The sequence below is a fragment of the Flavobacteriales bacterium genome (genome assembly GCA_020635395.1).
Lineage (GTDB): Bacteria > Bacteroidota > Bacteroidia > NS11-12g > UBA9320 > UBA987.
In genome coordinates, this window is record JACJZV010000002.1 from 260,817 (window position 1) to 284,453 (window position 23,637).

The window sequence follows — 23,637 nt, forward strand, 5'->3', positions numbered from 1 at the left end:
CCTCATGAAAATTTCTATTATTGCCGCGGTAGCCAAAAATGATGCCATTGGCAAGGACAATAAACTTTTGTGGCACATAAAAGATGATTTGCAATTGTTTAAAAAAACCACTTTGAACCACGTAATTATCATGGGCAGAAAGAGTTTCGAATCTATAGGTCGGCCACTTCCAAACAGAACCAATGTGGTAATAACCCGAAAAAAAGATTATGCCCCAGAGAAAGTGCAGGTTTTTGACAGTCTTAACAAAGCATTTGATTATTTTAGAAAATCAGAAAATGAAATTTTTGTTATTGGTGGCGGAGAAATTTATCGCCAAAGCCTTGATAATGCTGATATGTTGCACATATCTCATGTAGAGGTGTCGGTGGAGGGTGCGGATACTTTTTTCCCGAAAATCAATTGGGAAGAATGGAAAAAAGTAAGTGAGCAACATTTTGAGCAATCTCCAGAAAACGATTTTGCTTTTCGCTATTGTATTTACGAACGAAGCTAAATCTTGCTTCAATTTCTGAAATTAATTTTCATAAACGGCCTTCACATACGAACCGTCCAAGAATTCGTTTACATCAATATCTGTTTGCAAAATCACACCTTTTGGCTTGTTTTTTACCAAATAATAGGCCATTTGGCAAAGCGAAGAAGCAGTTGTGGCTTGTATTGCTCGAATAGTTAAACCGCCAATAATGATTGGTTTTATTCGTAGTGATTTTTCATAATTGGATAAAAACCCGTTTTTGTCTTTGCCAGAAACGGCTGCATACATAATTACCACATCATCCTCCACCACCGCAATGGTTTCAAGCATTATGTCGAACAATTTCTTGGCTCTGTCGTCGCTTATGGGTATATTTTTCAGCGTATCTTCCACCCATTGATAATGACCAGGATAGCGAAGTGTTTTATAGTCAATATCTTTTATCAATTTTTCAAAATGACTTGGCAAATTGGCTGCCCCACCTGATGTATAATTGTCTTCATAAACCACACCATCAATGGTTATTAAACCTCGCCCCGAAAGTGCCGGAACCAAAATGCGATTATAATTTTTTACCACAATGGCATCTTTCACATACTCTGTGGCCACCCCAATCGGACTCCATGTAAAAGCATAGTGCGATGGAGACTGGGCATGCTTTGATAAAGCACCAACCTTCATTTGCATTCTGTCTGCTTTGCTATTGGGGTTATCCCGCATAAAATCTTGATATAGCTTGTGTGCCAACACATTAACATAGCCCGGAGCGAGCCCAGTTTGCAAAACAAATCCTGTAGAGGCATTTTTGGCCAATTCAACTATTTCGGCAGTTTCTTTTACGTATTCGGTAAGGTTTGCATAATGCAAATTATGTTTAACTGCCAATCTTGCCATTTGCGGAGCAAAATTTCCGGGTAAGCAATCCAACAAAACATCACACTTCATTAGGACATCCTCATACACCTCATTCATATTTGTATATTGGATATTTGAGACATCGAGTTGGCAACTTTCTAACCAATTTTTAGCCGATATCAACTGATAGTCGGATGCATCACCTAAAAAAATTTGACAATTCATGGCCGAATTATGTGTTAGCAGCAATGCGGCACATCTACCCATACCTCCAGATCCAGCGATAAAAATTGTTGCTTGCATACGCAAATGTATATTTATAATGATAAGTTTGAGGTGCATACTACCAAAATATGTCAACCACTTTTTCACTCTTACAGCAGGCCATCTAAAAAAGATTACCTTCGCTGCGTTCATGAATTCGAAACAAATATTCAGGTTTATTCTTGGTGTCCTTGGGCTGGTTTTTTTAGGATGGTTTTTGTGGCAGGTAAAAAGCGTGGTAATTTATTTTGCTATTTCTATCGTTTTAACCTTAATGGGCCGACCACTGATGCGGCTTTTTGACAAGTTGGATATTAAAGGGAGAAAAATTCCCAGTTGGTTTAGTGCACTGGTGGTTCTTATTGTTTATTTAGTTGTTTTGGTCATGTTTTTTGAATTTTTGATTCCCATTTTATCAAAACAGGTAGAGATAATTGTGGGTTTGGATGTTGATGCTTTATTGCAAGAATTTAACCAACCCATCGTGCGTATCGAAAATTGGTTTAAAAGCATGAACATTAATGGCGTGAACCGCGATGAAATTAGAAACCAAATTGTGCAATACACCAACTTTTCGCATTTGAGCGATTTATTTCAGGGGATTTTATCCGGTTTGGGTAGTTTGCTGATTGGCTTTATGTCGGTGCTTTTTATCACTTTCTTTTTGTTGAAAGATCGACAAATAGTCAACAATATTATCGACACATTGACCCCGGATAAATATTTAACTAAGGTGCACAACATTATTGAAGACACGAAAGATTTGTTGACCCGATATTTTATAGGTGTTGCCATTCAGATAAGTATTATCACGGCCATTGTAACCATTGGACTAAAAATAGTGGGTGTTGACAATGCTTTATTGATTGGGTTTGCAGCGGGCATTATTAATATTATACCTTACCTCGGTCCCATTATTGGGGCAACTTTTGGAGTGGCATTAACCTTGTTGACCCAATTTAACGGAGACATTAATCCTTCTGTTGGCCCGCTTATCTTAAAAGTACTTATGGTATTCAGCACCGCTCAATTGGTTGATAACTTTGTGTTGCAACCGCTGATTTTTTCAAAAAGTGTAAAAGCACATCCGTTAGAAATATTTGTGGTAATAATGGTAGCCGGCATGATAGCCGGAGTGGTTGGAATGATTTTGGCAGTGCCTGCCTACACGTTTTTACGTATTGTGGCCAAAGAGTTTTTTCAAGGCTACAAAGTGGTACAGGGCCTAACTAAAGACCTCTAAATATTAAACTTAATGCCTTGAGCTAAAGGCATTTCGTTGCCATAATTGACTGTATTTGTTTGTCGTCGCATGTAGTTTTTCCATGCATCCGAACCTGACTCTCTGCCGCCTCCGGTTTCTTTTTCACCGCCAAACGCTCCGCCAATTTCGGCACCACTTGTTCCAATATTTACATTGGCTATGCCGCAATCAGACCCCGTATGACTCAAAAAATACTCAGCTTCCTGAAGGCTATCGGTAAAAATGGCCGAGCTAAGGCCTTGTTTTGCATGATTTTGCATTGCAATAGCTTCCTCCAATCTCCTATATTTCATCAGATAGAGTATTGGAGCAAATGTTTCTTTCTGTACAATTTCGAAATGATTATGAGCCTCGGCAATGCAGGGTGTAACATAGCAACCAGATGCAAATTCTTTTCCTTTCAATACCTGCCCACCAAAAATGATGTGTCCACCTTGATTCTCTACATCCGCAATAGCCGAAGTAAACATTTTTACCGCCGCCTTGTCAATCAAAGGCCCAACGTGGTTTTCTTCCAAAGTTGGATCACCTATTTTTAAAGAACTATATGCATCGGTCAACATTTTTTTGAACTGGTCATAGACATCGGCATGCACAATTAACCTTCTGGTAGTGGTGCATCGCTGACCCGCGGTTCCAATAGCTCCAAAAAAAACCGCCCTTACCGCATTTTGCAAATTGGCTTTATTGCTAACAATAATTGCATTGTTTCCCCCCAATTCTAATAATGACCTGCCTAAACGGGTTCCGACAATTTGTCCAATACGTTTACCCATTTTGGTGCTTCCGGTGGCCGATATTAGTGGAATTTTAGCATCTTTAGCCATCATTTCCCCCATTCGATAATCACCAATAATTAGATTGAAAATACCTTCAGGTAGATCATTTTCAATTAATACTTCGCGAATAACTTGCTGAACGGCAATGGCCGATAACGGAGCTTTTTCGGAAGGTTTCCAAATTACTACATCACCGCAGATAGCGGCCAGTAGAGCATTCCAGCTCCATACAGCAACAGGAAAATTAAAGGCCGATATAACACCAACAATGCCCAATGGATGCCATTGTTCCATCATTCGATGATTGGCTCTTTCGCTTTGTATGGTTAAACCGTATAGCTGGCGTGAAAGACCTACGGCAAAATCGGCTATATCAATCATTTCTTGAACCTCCCCTAACGCTTCTTGAAGACTTTTGCCTGTTTCGTAACAAACGATATAAGCCAATTCGCGTTTACGCAACCGCAATTTGTTACCAAATTTTCGAACAATATCACCTCGTTTTGGAGCCGGAATTTCTTTCCATTTCAAAAAAGCTTCCCCTGCCACTTTTACCACATGATCGTATTCGGTTTGAGTAGCATAAACCACCGATGCCATTTTTTTTCCATCAATTGGCGAAATGACTCCATGTGTTTCTGACCCCAAAGGGGTAACCCACAACCTACCCGTACTCATGCTTTCATTGATTGCCTTTATACCAAAATGCTCTAAAACCTTTGTAATTTTCACGCTGACCTTTTTCTATACCAATCATCAAAAATAATATTCTCAAAATTTAGTTCAGCCATGATTTTAGATTTGTTTTGGTTTGAACGCTATTTTAGCTCAGATGGAACTAAAAAAGCACCCAATAAGTCAATATCTGGAGGCCACGTTTTGCATGAATTTTAACGTCATACACCTATTAAATCCAAAAATGCGGACGAACATCCCGTTTATCTTGACATATCTCTTAAATTTCTATCTGCAAAGAGTTGTTATAATTTCTAAATTCGCAGGTTTTTAAATCATTAATCTCGATAACACAAAAAAATGAAGATACTAAAAAATAGCGTTTTATTGTTTTTCATAACCATTGGTTTTAATGCGTTAGCTCAAAAAGGTGGCCCGCCGGTTTTTGCAGTGGACCAAGATACGATTTGGGGAGCCGAGTTTGAGCGGGTTTTTAGCAAAAATAGAACTCCGTCTGAAACAAAACCGAGCATTGACGAGCTTCAAGATTACATGGATCGCTACATCAATTTTAAGCTGCAAATTAAGGAAGCGTATGCATTGGGCATGGACACCAATGCTGACTATATCAAAGAATTAGCAGGATATAGAAAACAACTTGCTCAACCGTATTTGACAGATAAAAGCGTTACGGAAAGACTTATCAGTGAAGGTTATGAAAGAATGCAATACGAGGTGGAGGCCAGCAATATGATGATTGCGTTTAAAGGCGACCCAACTCCAAAAGACACCTTAGAAGCCTACAACAGAATCATGAATTGGTATAACCTGATTAAAGCCGGGAAACTGACATTTGAGGAGGTAAACCGTGATAGCAGCAACGACCCCCATTGCAGAGAACAAGGGGGTAAACTCGGATATTTCAGTGCTTTTAACATGGTTTATCCGTTTGAAACTGCGGCATATTCGACGGCAGTTGGCGATATTAGCAAACCATTTAGAACACAGTTTGGCTATCACATTGTTAAGGTTACTGACAAAAGAAAAGCTCGCGGTGATTTGAAAGTAGCCCATATTCTAATTGCCGTGAACAACGATACTGAATATGATAAAAACAAACCCCGAATTGATGCAATATACGAGCGACTAAAAAAAGGCGACAAGTTTGAAGTATTGGCCAAAGAATTTAGTGAAGATTATCAAACCCGCGACAAAGGAGGCGAATTAAACGTTGTAAAAAGTATTGGAAGAGGCATTCCTGATGAGTTTAGAGAAGTTGCATACAGCCTGAAAGATGGGCAGTTTTCTGAACCAGTGAAAACCGATTTAGGATGGCACATTATTAAACGCATCGAGCAAAAACCATTACCTGAATTTAAAGATGTAAAAGAAACCATAAAATACAGAATTAGTCGTGACTCGAGAAGTGAACTCAATAAAGAAGCTGTCCTGAATCGTATAAAAAGAGAAAACCACTACGAATTGAACAAGGTAAATTGGGATAAATATGTTGCTATGCTAAAAGACGGCGACATGATGCACAATTGGGAACCCACCGATGCACAAAAATCAGAAGACGTATTGTTTTCTATTGCAGAAAGAAACTACACCTTTCATGACTTCACCGATTATGTGATGCACAACATGCCACATACCTCTAATCAGGATGTTGTCAGCTTTGCAAAACAACGATTGGGACAATATGTAGATAACCAAAATTTGCAATACGAAGAATCTATTTTAGAAACAAAATTCGATGACTTCAAATACCTAATGCAGGAATACAGAGAAGGTATTTTGATTTTTGAATTGAAAAATGAGAAAATATGGACTCGAGCTTCTGAAGATACGGTAGGATTAAAAAATTATTTTGACAACCACAGAGATAAATATGTTTGGAAAGATCGGGTGGTAACAAAACAATATGACTGCATGAACAAAAAGATAGCAAAACAGGTGTCCAGAATGCGAGACCAAGACTCTACCGATGCCTCCATACTTGCGGCCATCAACAAAAAGGATGCCTTAGCTCTAAACATTATTTATAAGACTTATGAAAAAGGTCAGAATGAAAAAATTGACCAATTAGACTGGCATACACCACAACATAAATTAAAAGACAAAGAAACAAAACACATCACTTTTGTAGAAATAGACAGCATAATGCCTTCAAGACCAAAAGAATTGAAAGAAACGTTGGGTCCCGTTACCAGTGAGTATCAAGAAGTTTTGGAACAAGCTTGGGTTAATGAGCTAAAGGCAAAATATGCTGTTCATGTGTTTGATGGTGCATTGGAAAAACTTTTCAGTAATTTAAAAAATTAATCCTTTTTTGAAATCCAACGTCTTCATAATTGGGTTTACCATTGCCGGATTAATTTCGTGCAAAAAAACCACATTGCTCAATTTGGAGAAAAAAGAGCTTTTGGCCTCGGTTTTCGACTTTAAATTATACAAATCAGATGCAGACTCACTGCTTAAAGGCAGATTTAATGCCAATGACAGTGCTTTGGTTTATTCAAATTTTGTAAACACTTGGATAAAAGAAAAAATATTGTTGCATGAGGCCAGCCAAATTCTTACCAAACAAGAACAGGACAAATCGGCTTTGGTGTCCCAATATTATAACGACCTTCTGATATTTGAGCTACAAGAAAAGTGGCTTTCACAAAAGTTAGACACAATAGTTACCGATGAGGCCATTGCAGCCTATTACGAAAAAAATTCTCGCAACTTCCAGTTAAAAGAAAACATCGTTCGACTCAGGTTTTTCAGCATTCCCAATAATTATGACAAACTGAATTTGCTTTGGCAAAAATTTGTGGAAGGAGGAGAAGAAAATCTTAAAATAGTAGAACGCGTTAACAAAACCATCGGAGGCAACCACTTTTATAACGACACGCTTTGGTTAAGTTTTGATGACGTGCTGAAAGAAGTTCCAATTGTTACCTACAATCAAGAGAGTTTTTTGTCAAACAATCGATATATTCAGCAAAGACACGAAGGCTTGACTTATTTTGTAGAAATTTTAGACTTTAAGATTAAAAATAGTATTTCGCCGTTAGAGTTTGAAAAAGCTCGGATAAAGAATATTTTGCTTCACAAAAGAAAAATTGAGATTTTGAAACAAATAGAAGACGAAATCGTAAACAAGGCATACACCGAAAATAAAATAAAGACGTTTTGAGTAAAATAATAAAAGTATTGTTGATTCTATGTGCCTTTGCCGGTACAGCACGTGCTCAGCAAAATGAAATATTGGATGAAATTATTGCCAAAGTTGGAGAAAGCATCATCCTAAAATCTGATTTAGAAAAATCGTATCAGCAATTAAAAGATCAATACACCGATTATGAAGGTGACTTGCGTTGCGAACTTTTTCATCAATTGCTTACCCAAAAACTTCTATTGTATAAAGCAGAGTTAGACAGCATTGTGGTGCCTGACGAGCGGGTGGAATATGAAATTGAACGACGTATAAACTATTTTGCACAACAAGCCGGAGGCGAACGCGAGCTTGAAAAATATTTGCAAATGAGTTTGGTGGAATACAAGGCCGAGATGCGAAAAAAAATGAAAGAAGAAATGTTGATTGATGAAGCCCGAAACACTCTGCTAAAAGACGTAAAGGTAACGCCAACTGATGTTCGCAAATTTTATGAAGATATACCCAAAGACAGTTTGCCCGAATTTGGTGCAGAAGTAGAAGTAGCCCAGTTGGTAATGATACCCAAAGCAAGCGAGTTTGCCGAGAATTATGCCAAAAAAACTGCCGAACGTATTCGCTCGGAATTGTTGTTGGGCAAAACCGATTTTTGTATTGCTGCTGCCATTTATTCTAAAGATGACGGCTCTAAAAACGACTGCGGAAACCTTGGTGATTTTAAACGAGGACAAATGGTACCCGAATTTGAAGCGGCCGTGTTTAAACTCAAAAAAGACTCCATTTCTCCGGTTATAAAAACGGCATACGGCTATCATATTATTCAACTAATAGAACGGCGGGGCGATATAGCAAATGCCCGCCACATATTGATACGACCCGAAATTTTAACGGCAGATAATGCCAAAGTTACTGACAATTTGCGTCAAATACGCAGCGACATAGAGGCCGGTAAAATAAGCTGGTGCGATGCAGTGATTAAGTATAGCGAAGATGAGCAAACCAAAGGCAATTGCGGTTTTTTTACCGACCCCAACGTGGGAAGTAGCTTAATTGGTCTTGAATTTTTGGAAACCGAAATAGCCCGAAACATCTCTACCATGAAAGCAGGACAGATTTCAACTCCATTAGTAGTTCCGCAATATGACGGAACCAATCTGTATAGAATTGTTTATTTAAAAACAGAAAACCCACCGCATATTGCCAACATAGAGCAGGATTACCAAAAAATATCGCTCTATGCCGAAGAGAAAAAGAAACAAGATGCCCTTGAAAGCTGGGTAAAAGAATTTAGAAAAGAAATGTATATCTGGATAGATGAAAAATACTTCGTGTGTCCGGAGACGAAATCGTGGGTAAATAAGAGTCAACAGAATTAGAAACATGAGCGAAACGTATAAAAACGATGTAGAAGCGGCAGATGCCCTTAGAGAAATATCCGGTAAACTAAAAAAAGAAATATCCAAAGCCATTGTAGGGCAGGACCACGTGGTGGAGGGTGTGTTGATGTCGATTTTTTGCAACGGCCACAGCTTGCTTATCGGGGTGCCCGGTTTGGCAAAAACACTGCTCATCAACACCATAAGCGAGGTGTTGGATTTGAGTTTTAACCGAATTCAGTTTACCCCCGATTTGATGCCATCAGACATCACTGGCTCTGAGGTGTTGGACGACAATAGACATTTCAAATTTGCCAAAGGCCCATTGTTTGCCAACATTGTATTGGCCGACGAGATAAACCGTACGCCACCCAAAACGCAAGCCGCATTGTTGGAAGCCATGCAAGAAAAAACGGTGACCGTTTCGGGTGTTGACCACAAATTGCCTAAGCCGTTTTTTGTACTTGCCACCCAAAACCCCATAGAGCAAGAAGGAACATACCCGTTGCCCGAAGCCCAATTAGACCGTTTTATGTTCAACATTACCCTCGACTATCCAAGCGAGCAAGACGAGATAGAAATTGTAAAACGCACCACCGGAAACATCATTCCCGACATAAAAAAAGTAATAGATGCCAACCAGATTATTGCTTTTCAGGAATTGGTAAGAAAAGTGCCCATTGCCGACAATGTGTTGGAATATGCTGTAAAATTAGTAGGCAAAACACGACCAAACCAAGCGGGAGCCAGCGATTTTGTCAAACAATATTTAGGCTATGGAGCAGGCCCAAGAGCCAGCCAATATTTGGTTTTGGGGGCAAAATGCCACGCCTTGATGCACGGCAAATATTCGCCCGACATTGAAGACGTAAAGGCCATTGCCAACTACGTTCTTCGGCACCGAATTGTTAAAAACTACAAAGCCGAAGCCGAAGGCATTTCGGTAGAAGATATTGTTTCGAGGTTGATGTAGTAAATGAAATATGTCTCCGTATAACTTCAATTCTTCGATCTTACTCAGAGTCCTCTACGGAGTGATTTCTGAGGTGAAGAAAAGGTATTTTACTTAGCTATGTCGGAGGTGTGACAACGCTTCTTGATGATGGAAATACTCTTACTGTAATTGCAAAAACTAATCAACCTATAGAAGAAGAATTAGATATATCAAATTTTCGTGTAATATATGTTGACAAGGACGGAGTAGAAAAGGCTACCAAAACTAGAATTGGCCACAGAGACGGGGCGGTTTTGCAAGCTCATGAAATGATTGGACACGGCGATGATGATCCAAAAAATTCCAATTTGCGGTCAATACAAGCAAGCAATATTATGTATCGGATACTAAATATAAAGATAAATGATAAGAGCCCAATTCAAAGAACGGGGAATGGAGAGAACGATGGTCATAACATTCCGGAAGGAGATCTAGAGAAAACTAAAAAATTGCCATGAGAAGATTTATATTTGCTTTTATACTTTTTGGAAGTGTCCTACCATCATTTGCTCAAACTCAAAAAACGGATACTCTTAGACATATTCGGCTTACATCCCTTAGTTTTGATATCAGCTATTATGAACTTAGTAGGGATTCAACAATTTGTATCGTTGATACAGTGTACAGAAGTTCAATGATGCTTTTCTCAGACGCCAACAACCCTGATACTCAATTTGTGTCCAACATAATAGATTGTATTTTTTCAAAATCTTGGGCTAATGTAGGTAAAGATGTTTCTACTGCTGATAGTTTTTTTGTTAAATACACTTGTCAAGTATTACTTGAAGATTATCAAACGGGAAGTCGGTTATATATACCTTCAATATTTAATTCTAAATATTATAAACCATTAGAGATTAACTTGGTTCTTTTAATTCAAATCTTGTTCAATGAGTTCCATTTGGCGGAAATTAAAGGTTGTTGCGACAAAAAATAGGAAGCAATTAACCGCACGCTGGTCCGAGCTTGCAGCTCGTACCAATAAAACAAAAAAAACCTTAACTTTTCATTTCCCTCATTCTATCTTAAAAACCAAACAAATTAAGCCAAAAATGTTTGGGTGTTAACAAATGGGGGAAATATATAAGCTATGAAAGAAGTTATCCCTGTTTATCACTAATAAGGCAAGTAATGAAAAGTTCTATTCTTGTAGGTTTTGTATTGGTTTCATCGCTTTTTGTCACCTGTCATTCTGCATATAAATCTAAAATTGAAGCAGACAAAACACGCAAAATTGTTCAATTATTTTCCGTTGTCGATTCAACAATTAGGTGCCATGATACTCTTTTAATCGGGAATGAAATAGTTTTGTATATAGATTTAAAACTTACCTCAAAGAATAGCTTTCAGGTTGACAGATCTTTTACAATTGATTCATTTCTTTTCGAGGTAAAAGATAGTATTGGAAATATAATCCCTTATAGGCTCGCCCCAGTTCGAATTAATTACGGGTTTGATTCAAGTTGTCGAAAATCAATTTGTTTTCAATCTCGTGAATATAGTTTGGATTCTGCAATTAATTACTATAACAATTATTCTGGTGATGATAAGTTCTATGACTTTCATGGCTCACCATCAGTAATGAGGTTAGTTACGGAGTCGCAGGGTTCTATTCGGTATATCACGATTTATCAAAAACTATCGAATGGAAATGTTCAAAAATTTCAATATACGGTTTTATGACACGCAAATAATTAGATAATCCGTTACAATTGGGTTAACTCCGTAAACACTACCTTTTTAAAGAAGATTCAGATGCAGACTAGTTTTGGAATCGGTAGAATTGAGGGGCTATATGGCATCGACAAAAAGGATGTGTTTAGTGGGCAAATCATTATGCGGTATCGGTTGTAAGTATGGGGAATCAAAAAACATATCCTTTGTTACCGTTGGTCTCAGAATTTATATCGGCCACCAAACGCAACAAGCGTGGCAAAAGCAGTGGTAAAAAAATTACCAAAGATTCAGCAAAAAACTATGAATACCTTTTTAAACTGTTGGAGTCATTTTCGGTAGAGGAAAACTTTGAACTTAACATAAAGCCGATATCCGGAAAGAATGCACGGGAGTTTCAATCGCAGCGTGCATATTACAAAAAGCTCTACGACCGATTTACAAACTATCTATATGGCAAAGGCCATTACGACAATTATGTTGGAACCAATATAAAAATGCTGAAAGCAGTTTTTGCTTGGCTCAATGATGAAAAGGGCATAAACACCGGGCCGTTTTTCAAAAACTTCCATGTGTGCAAAGAGCATATTCAAATTATAGTTCTCTCTCCTGAGCAACTCAACTATTTGATAAACAATCAGGAGTTTGATAAGAAGCTAAGCCCCAAGCTAAGAAGAGTTCGGGATATTTTTGTGTTTGGCTGCACGGTGGCTCTTAGATTTAGCGATTTGATGGCTCTCAAACGAACCAATTTGGAAATCCTTAATGGCAATACCTACCTAAAAGTGGTCAGTAAAAAGACTCAAACCTTCACTCGGGTAAAACTACCGGAATATGCCATCGACATTATTCGCCGAAATAACAGAAGAGGCAGTTTCATTCTGCCAAGATTAGCCAATGTCAATTTAAACAAATACATCAAAGAATTAGGCGAACTTGCAGGGTGGACACATACCTACGAAAAGCTAAGAGAGATTCAAGGCCGTCCTGTTACGGTATATAAAAACGCAAAAAAGCGAGAGCATTACCGATTCTGTGATTTGATAACTACTCACACCATGCGAAGAACGACCATCACTACCATGTTGCATTTGGGTATGGACGAATCATCTGTAAGAAGAATAAGTGGGCACGCACCCGGAAGTCAAGAATTTTACAAATACGTAAAATACAGCCAAAGTTTGTTGGATGAAAAAACGGACGAAGTCTTTCAAAAATTACAACAAAAACTGTCGAAAATTGCCTAATTTTACAAAAAATAAGAAATTTAAAACGCATATAACACATTGATAACCAGTTCGTCATATCGTTTTGATTACTATCCCTTTGGGATGACCATGAAAGAACGCAGCTACACTGCTGCTGTTGGTGGGTATAGGTTTGGATTCCAAGGACAAGAGGGCGACCCTGAGATAAAAGGCGAGGCAAATAGTTGGAATTACAAGTATAGAATGCACGATCCAAGAATTGGACGTTTCTTTTCTGTTGATCCTCTATCTGCGGAATTTGCCTATAACTCCACTTACGCATTTAGTGAAAACAGGGTCATTGATGGGATTGAATTGGAAGGTCTAGAGGTTGTTTTAATTTCAAAACAGTGGAACGCAACAGGTCTGGGGGTTGCAGTAACTGGTGAACTAGGTATTGCAATGGATTTTTCGGGAACGGATAGGTACTCTGGATTTGGTAGTGGTGCTTTGGGTTTTGAAAGTTCAATGGGCTCTGTGAGTTATCAAATAAATGTCACTATTTTTCTAACGATGGATGACTACCATGATGCTATAGGTTGGGGTGGTTCAGCTGGTGTAAATTATGGAGAGGGGTTTGTAGGAAGCAGTAACATTGTTTATTCAAATGGATATTTGGGGTATAGTCAAACCTTTGGGTATGGTTTTACCGCGGCTCCTGGGGCATCCTTTTCAGCACAAGGGAGCTATTCACGATCTATAGTGTTATCTCTCGCTCAAAAAAAAGAATTGAGAACTGTTCTTATCAATTCATCAATTGATTTAACTACTCAATACCTCAATTCGTTTAACAATATATCATTTTTGTCATCAGTGATTGGTGAAAAAAATGCTGAATTACAGAAACTTGAGTACGAAATAGAAGTATATGGGCTAACGGATGAACTTGCTAAGAAGAAGACGACCCTTCAAAGTGATATTACTAGTTTAAATAACGAAAAGAAAAATAGTGAGATTGAAATGGAGAATGCAAACACTTCGTTAATAGGCGTAAATAAGACTTTGGAGATTCTTGACAAGGAAATTCAGTTACTCGAGACCGAAGATGATGGAGGGTAGAAGACTGTTTAAGGCGATGACTTCCGAAAAGGAGCGTCAAAAGTGGATCATTTTTACGGTAATATTTCAGTTATTTGGTTTTTTCATTTTTATTATTACAGAATGGGAAAAATTATCGCCAGGTAATATTTTAATCGCATTTGTTATCCTTTTGCCATTCAGCGTAGGCATACTTATTAGTAGGCTTGGGATTAATTATAGCATTGATAAGGAAAGGTTAATTGTTCGTTTTTGGATCTTACCAGTTAGATTTACAAAATTGAGAAGTATAATATCAATCTCCCATTACAATAAGGGAATTGCAATATACGGAACAGAATCAAAGCAGAATTTATTGTCAATCAAATTAGTTCCAGTTAGCAAGATGTCTCCCGAAAAAAACGAAATAAATGTTACTCCTATAGATAGGGTGGAATTTATAAAATGTTTGTTGAGTCAAGGAATTAGTATTGATTTATCACCAGAAATTGATTCTCTGCTTGGCAATTCCTCCGTGGCAAATAGCACGGGGGTAGAAGATGATTTTCCGCGGAGAACAAAACAGAAGAACAATAAATAAAAGCATCCCGATAGCTATCGGGACTGCATGGCAATTAACATGAGGGTACAGGATTAGAATACAAAACATAAAAACAAGAAATGAAAGCATCCCGATAGCTATCGGGACTGCATAAACAAAGGGTTCGGGGATGAATGTATTAGCAGAATAAGGTGTTCGTTATCCGGCAATTAACATGGGGGTAAAAGGTAAAAGATAAAAAACGAAACATAAAAACAAAAAATTACGGCATCCCGATAGCTATCGGGACTTCATAAACAAAGGGTTCGGGAACGAACGGCTTGGCCGTGGTGGGTATTGACAGAATAAGGTGTTCCTATATGTTAATTCAGGGGTTCGGGGAAACTCCCCGACAAGATCGCAAGTTCATCCCGATGGCTATTGGGACTGAATAAATATTACCTAAGATTCCAGGTTGTCCCATTATTGAATAAGGACAACCTGCCCGCCAGTTTAAATTTGTAATCAGTGTCCGCTATCGAGTGATTCGGATAGTATAAAAACTGACATTAATTTTTTTGGTAGTATCTAAAAAAAAGTCTCACATCTACCAAAACTCATAGGCATACAGCCAATTTAACAGTCTATCATCTTCATGCGAAGACTCCATTTTCATTAAACCAAATTCATTATATGAATAGTGGCAAATACTACCTTCAAAACCCGTTATCAAAAAAATAAGCCTGCCGTCATCACCGTAATACGTAGTCGATTTTTTAGCACCTATGTTTTTTGTTAGGTTGTGTTTCTCAAAGCAATAAGTCGTAACTGTCTCACGCACATTACTTTCATTGATACTTTCTTTACCCATTATATATGAACCCCTTCCCCACTTGAACCACCAACGTTTTACAATTACCGAGTTGGAAAGGGTGTCAACGCTTAATGAATCTGTCCTGTATGCCAACTGCCTTTTGATAAGTTGATTTTCCTTGTTTAAATAATATGTAATCAAAGATTTATCGACCTGCAAAATGGTTTCTGACTCGGTTATTTGTTTAAGTGTTATCTCAAATACAGTCTGTCGTTGTAAGTCGCGACTTACAAACCCCACCAATCTGCCATCAGCATTATAGAAAAATGAATCGATAGTTTTTAAATTACCCTCATACTTTCGTGCTACGAGTTTGTTTTGCTCATTATAAAACCATTGGGTTCTTTCCCTTATTTCCTTAACGACATTCTTTTTTCTAAAAACCAATTCCTCGCTCATAATCAATCCTGCCGTATCGAATGTTACAATTCTGGCAAAGTCCTTCGTTTTTGAAGAAGGGGAAGAAATTGCCAATCGCTTTACATGATTTAACTGGATTTTCGAAAGTTGCTCCGACATAATCGGATACTCAATATCGAAAGGAGCTTCGGGTTCTTCATACCAAAAAATAAAACTATCATCACCCCCTGAGCCACTGACCAAAACACACCATAGGACAATGGATAAAGATATTTGAAGTATCACATTTGTTGGCCGAATAGAAACATGATTTATCATAAATGTTCAGCTAAATTATTCCAAAAACGCGTTACTTGTGATATTAACTCATTCTCAAAAATCACATCAACACCCCATCGACGGGTTCAATTTTTTCAGGCAAATCCGTTTCGCCAAGCATTTCTTTTAAATCTATTTCGATGGTACGGCAAAGTGACAGCATAGGTACATCGTTGCCCAAACCTTCAAATGGGTTTTCGGAATAGTCGCCCACTAATTCCATCATCAAAAAAACCCAACCTACAATTACCGTAAACGGTATTGATAGCCAAGCTCCCCAATCGCCTAAATCATGAAACTCTGTAACCAACCCAAAGGGCAACAAGAAGATAAAAATGCCAATAAAGTAAAAGCTCATGCTGCCATACTGCCGAGGCAACGGAAATTTTTTAATTCGTTCGGCCTGACCTTGATATACATAAAACTCATTCAGAATTTTTTGCAGCTCCATGTGGCGAAAGTCGTCAATCAGGTTCATTTCGCGGTATTTCAGCAAATCTTGCGATTGCTCGTCGATAATTTGTGTGGCTGTGTTTTGAGCATTTATTAATCTATCAATTTCATCCTGTGGAAGACACTGCGGCAACTCGGTTTGCGTGGTTTCATCGGCATACAGGCCAATGCCCCAGCGTTTCAACCGCACTTCGGTGGCCTTTTGCACCAACCCCCCTTGACTGATATGCTCCCACTCGGTTGGAATCAACAACTGGCTTCTTAATGAATACAACCAGCCAATGTGCCGATATATCAAGCGGCGGTGATACCCATTGAGTTTTTCGTCCGTAATTTTTTCATCTAAAAACACATTGCTCACATAGCCTCTTACGTTGGTACCCCAACTGCGGCTGGCATTAACGATAGAACCCCAAATTTTTCTGGCCTCCCACAAGCGGTCGTATGCACTGTTATTTTTAAAACCAACATAAAACGCAACAGCAGTACCCACCAGCGAAACAGGCAGCCAGGGTACTTTAAAATCAACAATATTTTGGTGTTCTACATCCCGCAAATAATGCAGATATTCTACAAGAAAAGTAACAGCAGCAGCCCATGCCGTGAGCCAAATAAGATGCCCGCCACCAAATTGCATGATGCGTTTAAAGCTAAAGTTCTTTTTTACAAACATGAATTATTGCTATGAGTGTATAATTTTTAGGGATGGTAAAAAAACCGAGATTGCTTGTACAAATGTTTCATTGGTTTTGGGGCTAATATAGATTTCTCCAAACTTGTATTTTACTCTTAAACCTTTGCCGGCGGTGGCAGGTTTTATACCTACCCATACCGTTTTTCCTACCTCAATTTCGGTAATGTTTTCCAATTTAATTTTCCCCTTCATAATTCCGCTTTTATAAAAGAGATACTCATTATTGAGGGTGTAATAGGTGTTGAAATAAAAACCCGAGATTAGCAAAATAGCCAAAATATTTATAACCGCAGCAGCAATTACCTCGCCCCTCATCGGTTCTGCAACAAATAAGTAGATGGTTACACCCACCATAAACATGATGATTATTGCCAACAACCCAGACATCCAATCATCGCGTCGTGATTCGAACCGAATAGAATCGCTGCACATGTAAAATTACAATTTCAATTTGTCCTTAATGTTTTTTGGTAAGGCATCTTTATGAACCATTACATCCATTGTTTTAAACTGCACATAGGCAGTAGATGCATACATATAACCATCACAGTCATTCTTCGTTCCCCACGAGTTTTTTACGATGTAATATACCGTTCCGTTTTGATCTTTTACCATTCCGGTAATGTGCATTCCGTGGTCATCAGTGGTGGCATAGTTGTCAAACGCCTCTTGTCTCATTTCTTGCGTAATGGTTTTTTCAGGTCCCGGCGAATCGAATTGATTGCCCCTTCTATCGGCACCTGCATCATTAAAGTGTTTATTGTCTTGTCCGGTTTGTGTTAAAGCACTTTCATCAGTAGGCACAATCGCCAAGCCGTTTTTAAACGAAAAACCCTTTTCGCTAACATCACTCGCCCAAGCAACAGAATAACCGTTGGTAAGGGAGTTGTTAATGCTCTGCATAAACTCATTTAGGGGTAAATTATACACCACTCCACCTCCCCAATTGTCGGCCACCTCGAGCATAAAATTAGAATAAAACGGATGGTGCGTATAGGATGTAAGAGTCACATAATCATCCATGTTTAGTCCCAAACTTTCGGCAAAACTTGTTGGAGTATATTTTTTACCTTGATACTTAAACTCCGATGGAACTTTGCCCAAATAGGCATCCAAAACACCTTCAATAGCGGCTTTCCAAGCAGTGGTTAATGTACCTTGTTTGTTTTGAATAATGGCATCGCACATCGCTTTTAGCACTGCAGCCATTTCGCTATGGTTATGATCTTCTGTGCCATAGTTGAGCCCCTGATATACTTCTTGCGGAACAATTCCGTAGTTTTTTATCACATGGGGTATGTCGTGAAAGGCTCCACCTTGAGCAAAGTTAATTGTTCCTTGCATTCGAACGTATTTCTCCGCCTTATCAAGATAAGCCATCCGCACGATATACATTTCGCTCAACTTGTGTTTTCCTTTGCCCAAACGCATTACCTCGCTTTCCATAAACGACAATGCACTAAAGCTCCAGCAAGTGGCCGTTCTGTTTTGATTTTGAACCTCGTTGGCCTCAATATCTTTTACTACCGTAAAATAATAATGCCCATCCTTTTTGTTTTTGAGCGTGTCTCCTGAACCATCCGCGTTTGCCAGAACCTGCAAACTGAATAGGCTAACCAGCAACATTACCGATACCAATAATTGTTTCATTTTATCTATGCTATTATTCGGTAGGCAAATTATTAAAATTTGTTTGGGCGAAAAAATTTATCAGACAAACGAAGATTTTTATCTTTAAAAGAAACCTATCGAACTAAGGTAATGGTGCCAAAAAACGACTGAATAGAATCGTCTAAACCTCGCACTTTGAATTGGTAAAAATAGGTTCCCATAGCACCGGGTTGACCATTTATAGAACCATCCCAATACTCTTCGGGGTCTGAAGAACTAAAAATCAATTCTCCCCATCGGTTGAAAATGGTAAACTCATATATGCCGTTTTCATATTCTTGTGGCGATTTGATAAATAGAGCCACCGGTTTAAAACCATCGTTTATTAAATCTCCATTGGGGGCAAATGCATTCGGTATAAACACAATGGGTTTTGCTTTTAAACATTGCGTGTTTGAATGACTTTCCGAACTATCGCCTATGGCCACGATTCGGAAACAATTTGACGCATTCAAATCAGAAGAGATTGGAATATTGACAAATGTATCAGCCGCAGAAACCACCTTAAAAGGTACAAAATTTTCGGCCACTTTCCGTTGAATTTGGTATTCCAAAACGGCAGTTGGCCATTGTTTGTAGTGCGTCCAATTAAAATAAAGTTGATCCTCAATTTTCTCTAACGAAAACAAAATCGATTTTCCAACCAAACCCGCTTTCCCTTCACTCAAACAATGGTCAATATTTATAGCCGAGTAGGTATAACTATGGTTTTGCACATCCACCTGATAATCATCATACGAATTGTTTTGAATGTTTATCTGATTAATTCCTCCCAATTCATTCGTTTTAGACAATTTGTGGGTCTCGTTTGGTTTGTCAGATTGCAATTCTATGCGAATGTAACTGTCGTCAACCACCGTCACATTTTTAACGTTGGTAAGGCTTTGATTGCCCATATAGACTGGGGTTTGGCATGCTTCATTGCTTCTGCTGAGCCTTTTAAAACTATTATTGACTGAGAGGATAGCATAACAATAGTTTTCGTTGCACAAAAGGCTATCACGATATTGGTTTACACTTGCAGATACTACTCTCAAAGTGTCAAAACCCGTGCTGCTCTTTCGGAGTATGATGTAATAAAAATCGGTATTTGGCCAATTGTATGGAGTCCATTTTAAATCGTTAACACCATTTTCGTTGGATGTAACTTCTAAAAAAATGGTGCAGTGTGTTTCAGAAAATGCACTTTCAAAACCACAACTATCTAAATGTCGAACCTTGTAGCATTGGGGTGATAGGGATGTTTGAGCGAACAAATCTTTTTCAAATTTTAGCACAACATCCGAAGTAGTTAGCAAATCAAAACCGCCTAAAGCATTTTGCTTGTGTAATTCACTTTTCTCGTATGAAGCCACCGCCGGTGCAACCTTAATTGACGCAGAGCCATCCAACTCCACAGTGACAACTTCAATCTCGGCGGGCTGTTGATTTTTTGCATCCACAACCTTTATTGTCAACGAATCGGATGAGTAACATCCAGCACGGTCTGCAATTTCAAGTTTTAACAAAATATCACCCAAATAGTCGGCTTGAATGCTGAAAGATGAGTCGGGACGAGTGGATATTTTTCCAAAATAATCTATAGTCCATAGTCTGCTTGCAACACCAGTATCCACAACACTTAAATCTGCAACATCCAAAAGTTTTGTTAAACAACCAAACGAATCGACCCCAATTTGAATAGCAGGTGCTTTCACTACATGGATGAGCTTGGTGGCAGTGTCTGAGCAGCCAAATTTGTTTTTATTTATCAAGGTAAGATTGTATTTGCCGGGTGTTTGATACAAATATTTTCCGTAAGCTGTGGTGCTGTCTGGTGTGCCATTGCCATCAAAATCCCAAAACCAAGAGCTGGCCTCTCTACCCAAATAAATATACTCCATTTTTAATTGACCGCAGGCTACCGAATCATCCACCCCAATATATGCGGTTGGCGTTGGTTTTACCCAAATAGTAGAGTCGCTTTTTACGGCATTTTGACACCCGTTTTTATCAACCACCAAAATGATGGGTTTGTACTGATTTTCTATTATTCTCCAATGATTTTTGTAGGTATGTTTTTCATTAAAATTAAATCCAAAATCGCTGCCATCGCCATAGTCGATATACATTTTGGATACATTTTCTGTTCTGCCTTTTAGGCCAACAACCAGAGGTTCACAACCGCGAATGTTTTCTACGGTAAAATCTACAACAGGGCCTTTTACCGTTATCATATTTTTTTTAATCATGGTGTCGGCACAGCCTGTTTTGTTTTTAGCAATTAAACTTACCGTGTATGGAAATAAATCGCCGGAATTTTCGGTGTAAACCGTGGTAACTTTTGGATTGTCGGTTTTTAATCTTTTTCCATCGCCAAAATCCCAAAACAGCGTGTCGGCATACAATGAAGTGGAACGAAAACGCTCATAAACCGGAGCACAATACAGGTTTGAATCCAATGCATAAAAATCGGCCACCGGAGAAACCACCTGCAGGCTTATTGTGGAGGTATCAAAGCAAAGCGAGTCTCGACTGGCAATTAATAGTAACGTATATTCTCCATTTTTATTTATTACCAGTGTTCCTGAATCTTTATACAAACTACTCAAAAAATGGCTGTTGTTAGGCGATAAATTATAAAACCATTTATTAGCGAATTTATCCGTGTTATTGATAAACCTAAAAGGTGTTTTGGCACATACAATGGAATCATGAAATTTAAACTGGGGATGCAACCCAACATGTATGGTGTCGGACCAAGCCGTGTCATCACAGTCGTGGTCATTTCTGGCAATTAGCCTCAATACATATTCTCCATTTCTGTTAAATTTAATGGTGGGTGCTTTTTTCGATTTATCATCTATCACAAAACCTGAGTCAGGGGTGATTTTCCAAGAATAATATTCGGCTTTAGAAGCATTTCCATAAACATAATTTATGGTTTTTGCCACCGGAACAAAAGGCACTCCGCGACATGTTTGTGTGTCGGGCAAATCAATTTCTGCTTTTATATCACTAACAATTAGTACTGCACTTTTTATGGCCGTATCTCTGCAAAGCTCCTTTATAGATATATCATATCGAATATCATAAACCCCGGGTTTGTCAATCCAGGTGGATGATAGATAGGCATAGTCTCCAAATGTAAATGTATCTTCGGTTTGATTATAGGCCGTCCATCCATGGGTATAAATGGCATTACCCGGATTCACAAATGATTTGAGTTCAAAAAAATTATTGGTACAAACGGTATCTTCCGAAACTCTAAAATCTGCCGTTGGGTGTATAACCTCAAATGCTTCAGGAACAAAAAGCTCATCGGTGCAGCCCACACTATTCCACCCTTTTACCAATACATCATATTTGCCGTCATACGAAGCAATAAAGCTTGGGGTAAACAATCTTGAGGAATCCATTATGCTGGTATCGCCATTTTTGTATAAATACCACAAAAAATAATCATCCGATCTATAACTGGATTTTAGGGTCTGATTGACCATTTCGGTTTCCTGATTTAGACAAACATGCATGGGTAAAGCAAAAAAATTAATTTCCATTGGCAGGGCTCGAATAAATTCTTTTTGAAACTGAACATCTTTACAGCCATTTACTTGAGAAGCTTCCAACTCAACGGAATATGTTCCCCAATCCTTAATTAGAAAAGAAAAATCGGTTGTATTGGCCGCTGTCACAAATTTGCCCGCAGAATCTCGGATAGTCCATAGATAACTTATTTTTCCCGGGTCGCTTGATGTGCTTTGATTAATCAATTTTACCTCAAACGGCACTTTGCAGTCAACATGTTGGTTTGAATATAACTTAGCATCTACCCTATGTGCATCAATAATATGGGTGTAATGCGACACGCAATATTTATCCTTGTAGGTAATATTTACCGGATATTTTCCGGCCTTCTCGTAATGGTAAATGCGAGTTCTGTGCAAGGATGAGTCGAGACATATTTCATAGCCACTTACGTCCCAAGTTATTTCACTATCTAAACTACCATTTTTTATAGTTATGGCTAAATCCAATGGCAGGCAAACCTTTGAGTCGGTTAGTGAAACATCCAAGATAAGCGTATCAATGGCTTCAACAAATTGAGTTTTTTGAAAGGAATATTTGCAACCTTTTTTGGTTTCTATTTCTAAATTTACATTGTACTTTCCACCCTTTTGATACATAATATTCTTGGGCGAGAAACTTGTAGAAGTAGCTGGCAATCCACCCGCAAAACTCCAAAGTATGGATTTTATATCGGTGTTGTTAATGCTGGAGTTTTGCGAAAAACTAACCGGAGTGTTTATGCACGCTTTGAGGTTCAGGCCTGATAAATCGAGATTTGGATCGGGCATTACCTCCACCACCTCAAAAAAACTTTTGACCGCCCGGCATCCGAAAGAGTCTTCGACCATCAAATACAAATCTTTTTTACCAACAGAAGTAAACTGGGTCGAAAATTTGGATTTTGACGTGCCATGATTGCTACCCTCAATCGTCCAAATTCGATAGACCGACAAAGGGGTTTTATCTGTTAAGGTAATAGAATCGTTGGTGCTACATAGCACCGATTTGGAGAGCTGAATTTGAGGGTCGGGTTTGGCGTGAACCTTTGCTATATTGGCATAGGTCTTTACACATTTGGCTCCTGATTTGAGGTGAACGGTCAGCGTAAGACTAATATTTGCCGCGGTATTTTGTATTAGATTGTAGGTATCTTTCTGAATAACAGACCCATTGCCAAAGTCCCACTCAAAAGATGCTCCGGCAGGATAGCCGTGAACTACGAATTCAAAAATTCCGGGAACACACGCCTGATTTGTATCAACCGTAACATAAATAGAAGAACATTGCGATTTGGCCGAAATCGAAAAAATAGTAGAAAACAAAAAACACAAAAAGCCTGCTTTGACCTTGCCAATGTATCCTTTGTCTATCATCCGGTTATTTTTTCA

Annotated in this window: 18 protein-coding genes; 11 read left to right on the forward strand and 7 right to left on the reverse strand. The window is 38.5% G+C overall.

Going from position 1 to position 23,637, the window contains the following annotated elements:
• Positions 1–4: 4 nt before the first annotated feature.
• A complete protein-coding gene (locus H6607_07325; GenBank protein MCB9262169.1) occupies positions 5–496 on the forward strand; it encodes a dihydrofolate reductase in 492 nt (163 codons plus the stop codon).
• 21 nt (positions 497–517) lie between these two features.
• Here H6607_07325 and H6607_07330 read toward each other — a convergent pair whose 3' ends face one another.
• On the reverse strand, positions 518–1,636 hold the full coding sequence (locus tag H6607_07330) for a saccharopine dehydrogenase NADP-binding domain-containing protein (GenBank protein ID MCB9262170.1): 1,119 nt from the start codon (positions 1,634–1,636) through the stop codon (positions 518–520).
• Positions 1,637–1,748: 112 nt separating this feature from the next.
• Here H6607_07330 and H6607_07335 point away from each other — a divergent pair, with 112 nt between their 5' ends.
• A complete protein-coding gene (locus tag H6607_07335) occupies positions 1,749–2,840 on the forward strand; it encodes an AI-2E family transporter (GenBank protein MCB9262171.1) in 1,092 nt (363 codons plus the stop codon).
• On the opposite strand, the gene H6607_07340 is transcribed toward H6607_07335, so the two are convergent.
• Positions 2,837–4,318: an aldehyde dehydrogenase family protein gene (locus H6607_07340; GenBank protein MCB9262172.1), complete on the reverse strand. Its 1,482-nt coding sequence runs from the start codon at positions 4,316–4,318 to the stop codon at positions 2,837–2,839. The genes H6607_07335 and H6607_07340 overlap by 4 nt on opposite strands.
• A gap of 357 nt (positions 4,319–4,675) precedes the next feature.
• Between H6607_07340 and H6607_07345 the strand changes: the two genes are divergently transcribed.
• The 9 genes from H6607_07345 to H6607_07385 all read left to right on the forward strand — a co-directional run bounded on the left by H6607_07345 (position 4,676) and on the right by H6607_07385 (position 14,390).
• Positions 4,676–6,640: a peptidyl-prolyl cis-trans isomerase gene (locus H6607_07345; GenBank protein MCB9262173.1), complete on the forward strand. Its 1,965-nt coding sequence runs from the start codon at positions 4,676–4,678 to the stop codon at positions 6,638–6,640.
• A 7-nt stretch (positions 6,641–6,647) separates the two neighbouring features.
• On the forward strand, positions 6,648–7,502 hold the full coding sequence (locus H6607_07350; protein MCB9262174.1) for a hypothetical protein: 855 nt from the start codon (positions 6,648–6,650) through the stop codon (positions 7,500–7,502).
• Positions 7,499–8,857 (forward strand): peptidylprolyl isomerase, encoded by a 1,359-nt coding sequence (locus H6607_07355; GenBank protein MCB9262175.1) that lies wholly within the window; start codon positions 7,499–7,501, stop codon positions 8,855–8,857. Before H6607_07350 ends, H6607_07355 begins: the two co-directional genes overlap by 4 nt.
• A 4-nt stretch (positions 8,858–8,861) precedes the next feature.
• The gene (locus H6607_07360) at positions 8,862–9,830 is read left to right on the forward strand and encodes a MoxR family ATPase (protein MCB9262176.1); all 969 of its coding nucleotides are present in this window, start codon (positions 8,862–8,864) and stop codon (positions 9,828–9,830) included.
• 110 nt (positions 9,831–9,940) lie between these two features.
• The gene (locus H6607_07365) at positions 9,941–10,309 is read left to right on the forward strand and encodes a hypothetical protein (protein MCB9262177.1); all 369 of its coding nucleotides are present in this window, start codon (positions 9,941–9,943) and stop codon (positions 10,307–10,309) included.
• Positions 10,306–10,788, forward strand: a complete 483-nt coding sequence (locus H6607_07370) for a hypothetical protein (protein MCB9262178.1) — start codon at positions 10,306–10,308, stop codon at positions 10,786–10,788. The genes H6607_07365 and H6607_07370 overlap by 4 nt, the downstream gene beginning before the upstream one ends.
• 919 nt (positions 10,789–11,707) lie before the next feature.
• Entirely contained in the window at positions 11,708–12,772 is a 1,065-nt protein-coding gene (locus H6607_07375) for a hypothetical protein (GenBank protein MCB9262179.1), read from the forward strand.
• Between the two features lie 84 nt (positions 12,773–12,856).
• Positions 12,857–13,831 (forward strand): hypothetical protein, encoded by a 975-nt coding sequence (locus H6607_07380; protein MCB9262180.1) that lies wholly within the window; start codon positions 12,857–12,859, stop codon positions 13,829–13,831.
• A 16-nt stretch (positions 13,832–13,847) separates the two neighbouring features.
• On the forward strand, positions 13,848–14,390 hold the full coding sequence (locus H6607_07385) for a hypothetical protein (protein MCB9262181.1): 543 nt from the start codon (positions 13,848–13,850) through the stop codon (positions 14,388–14,390).
• Between the two features lie 547 nt (positions 14,391–14,937).
• Here H6607_07385 and H6607_07390 read toward each other — a convergent pair.
• The 5 genes from H6607_07390 to H6607_07410 form a co-directional block, all read right to left on the reverse strand.
• Positions 14,938–15,882, reverse strand: coding sequence for a hypothetical protein (locus tag H6607_07390; protein ID MCB9262182.1), 945 nt, complete (start codon positions 15,880–15,882; stop codon positions 14,938–14,940).
• A gap of 61 nt (positions 15,883–15,943) precedes the next feature.
• Positions 15,944–17,008 carry a hypothetical protein gene (locus H6607_07395; GenBank protein ID MCB9262183.1) on the reverse strand — a complete coding sequence of 355 codons (1,065 nt, stop codon included), beginning with the start codon at positions 17,006–17,008 and terminating at the stop codon, positions 15,944–15,946.
• A 9-nt stretch (positions 17,009–17,017) separates the two neighbouring features.
• Positions 17,018–17,416, reverse strand: a complete 399-nt coding sequence (locus H6607_07400; GenBank protein MCB9262184.1) for a PH domain-containing protein — start codon at positions 17,414–17,416, stop codon at positions 17,018–17,020.
• Positions 17,417–17,467: 51 nt separating this feature from the next.
• On the reverse strand, positions 17,468–18,679 hold the full coding sequence (locus H6607_07405; protein ID MCB9262185.1) for an aminopeptidase: 1,212 nt from the start codon (positions 18,677–18,679) through the stop codon (positions 17,468–17,470).
• A 95-nt stretch (positions 18,680–18,774) separates the two neighbouring features.
• Entirely contained in the window at positions 18,775–23,622 is a 4,848-nt protein-coding gene (locus H6607_07410; GenBank protein MCB9262186.1) for a gliding motility-associated C-terminal domain-containing protein, read from the reverse strand.
• Positions 23,623–23,637: the final 15 nt, after the last annotated feature.

Coding starts and splice junctions, on each gene's coding strand:
- H6607_07325 (MCB9262169.1), top strand. CDS start 5: ATGAAAATTTCTATTATTGCCGCGGTAGCCAAAAATGATGCCATTGGC.
- H6607_07330 (MCB9262170.1), bottom strand. CDS start 1,636: ATGCAAGCAACAATTTTTATCGCTGGATCTGGAGGTATGGGTAGATGT.
- H6607_07335 (MCB9262171.1), top strand. CDS start 1,749: ATGAATTCGAAACAAATATTCAGGTTTATTCTTGGTGTCCTTGGGCTG.
- H6607_07340 (MCB9262172.1), bottom strand. CDS start 4,318: ATGAGTACGGGTAGGTTGTGGGTTACCCCTTTGGGGTCAGAAACACAT.
- H6607_07345 (MCB9262173.1), top strand. CDS start 4,676: ATGAAGATACTAAAAAATAGCGTTTTATTGTTTTTCATAACCATTGGT.
- H6607_07360 (MCB9262176.1), top strand. CDS start 8,862: ATGAGCGAAACGTATAAAAACGATGTAGAAGCGGCAGATGCCCTTAGA.
- H6607_07370 (MCB9262178.1), top strand. CDS start 10,306: ATGAGAAGATTTATATTTGCTTTTATACTTTTTGGAAGTGTCCTACCA.
- H6607_07375 (MCB9262179.1), top strand. CDS start 11,708: ATGGGGAATCAAAAAACATATCCTTTGTTACCGTTGGTCTCAGAATTT.
- H6607_07380 (MCB9262180.1), top strand. CDS start 12,857: ATGACCATGAAAGAACGCAGCTACACTGCTGCTGTTGGTGGGTATAGG.
- H6607_07385 (MCB9262181.1), top strand. CDS start 13,848: ATGACTTCCGAAAAGGAGCGTCAAAAGTGGATCATTTTTACGGTAATA.
- H6607_07390 (MCB9262182.1), bottom strand. CDS start 15,882: ATGATAAATCATGTTTCTATTCGGCCAACAAATGTGATACTTCAAATA.
- H6607_07395 (MCB9262183.1), bottom strand. CDS start 17,008: ATGTTTGTAAAAAAGAACTTTAGCTTTAAACGCATCATGCAATTTGGT.
- H6607_07400 (MCB9262184.1), bottom strand. CDS start 17,416: ATGTCTGGGTTGTTGGCAATAATCATCATGTTTATGGTGGGTGTAACC.
- H6607_07405 (MCB9262185.1), bottom strand. CDS start 18,679: ATGAAACAATTATTGGTATCGGTAATGTTGCTGGTTAGCCTATTCAGT.
- H6607_07410 (MCB9262186.1), bottom strand. CDS start 23,622: ATGATAGACAAAGGATACATTGGCAAGGTCAAAGCAGGCTTTTTGTGT.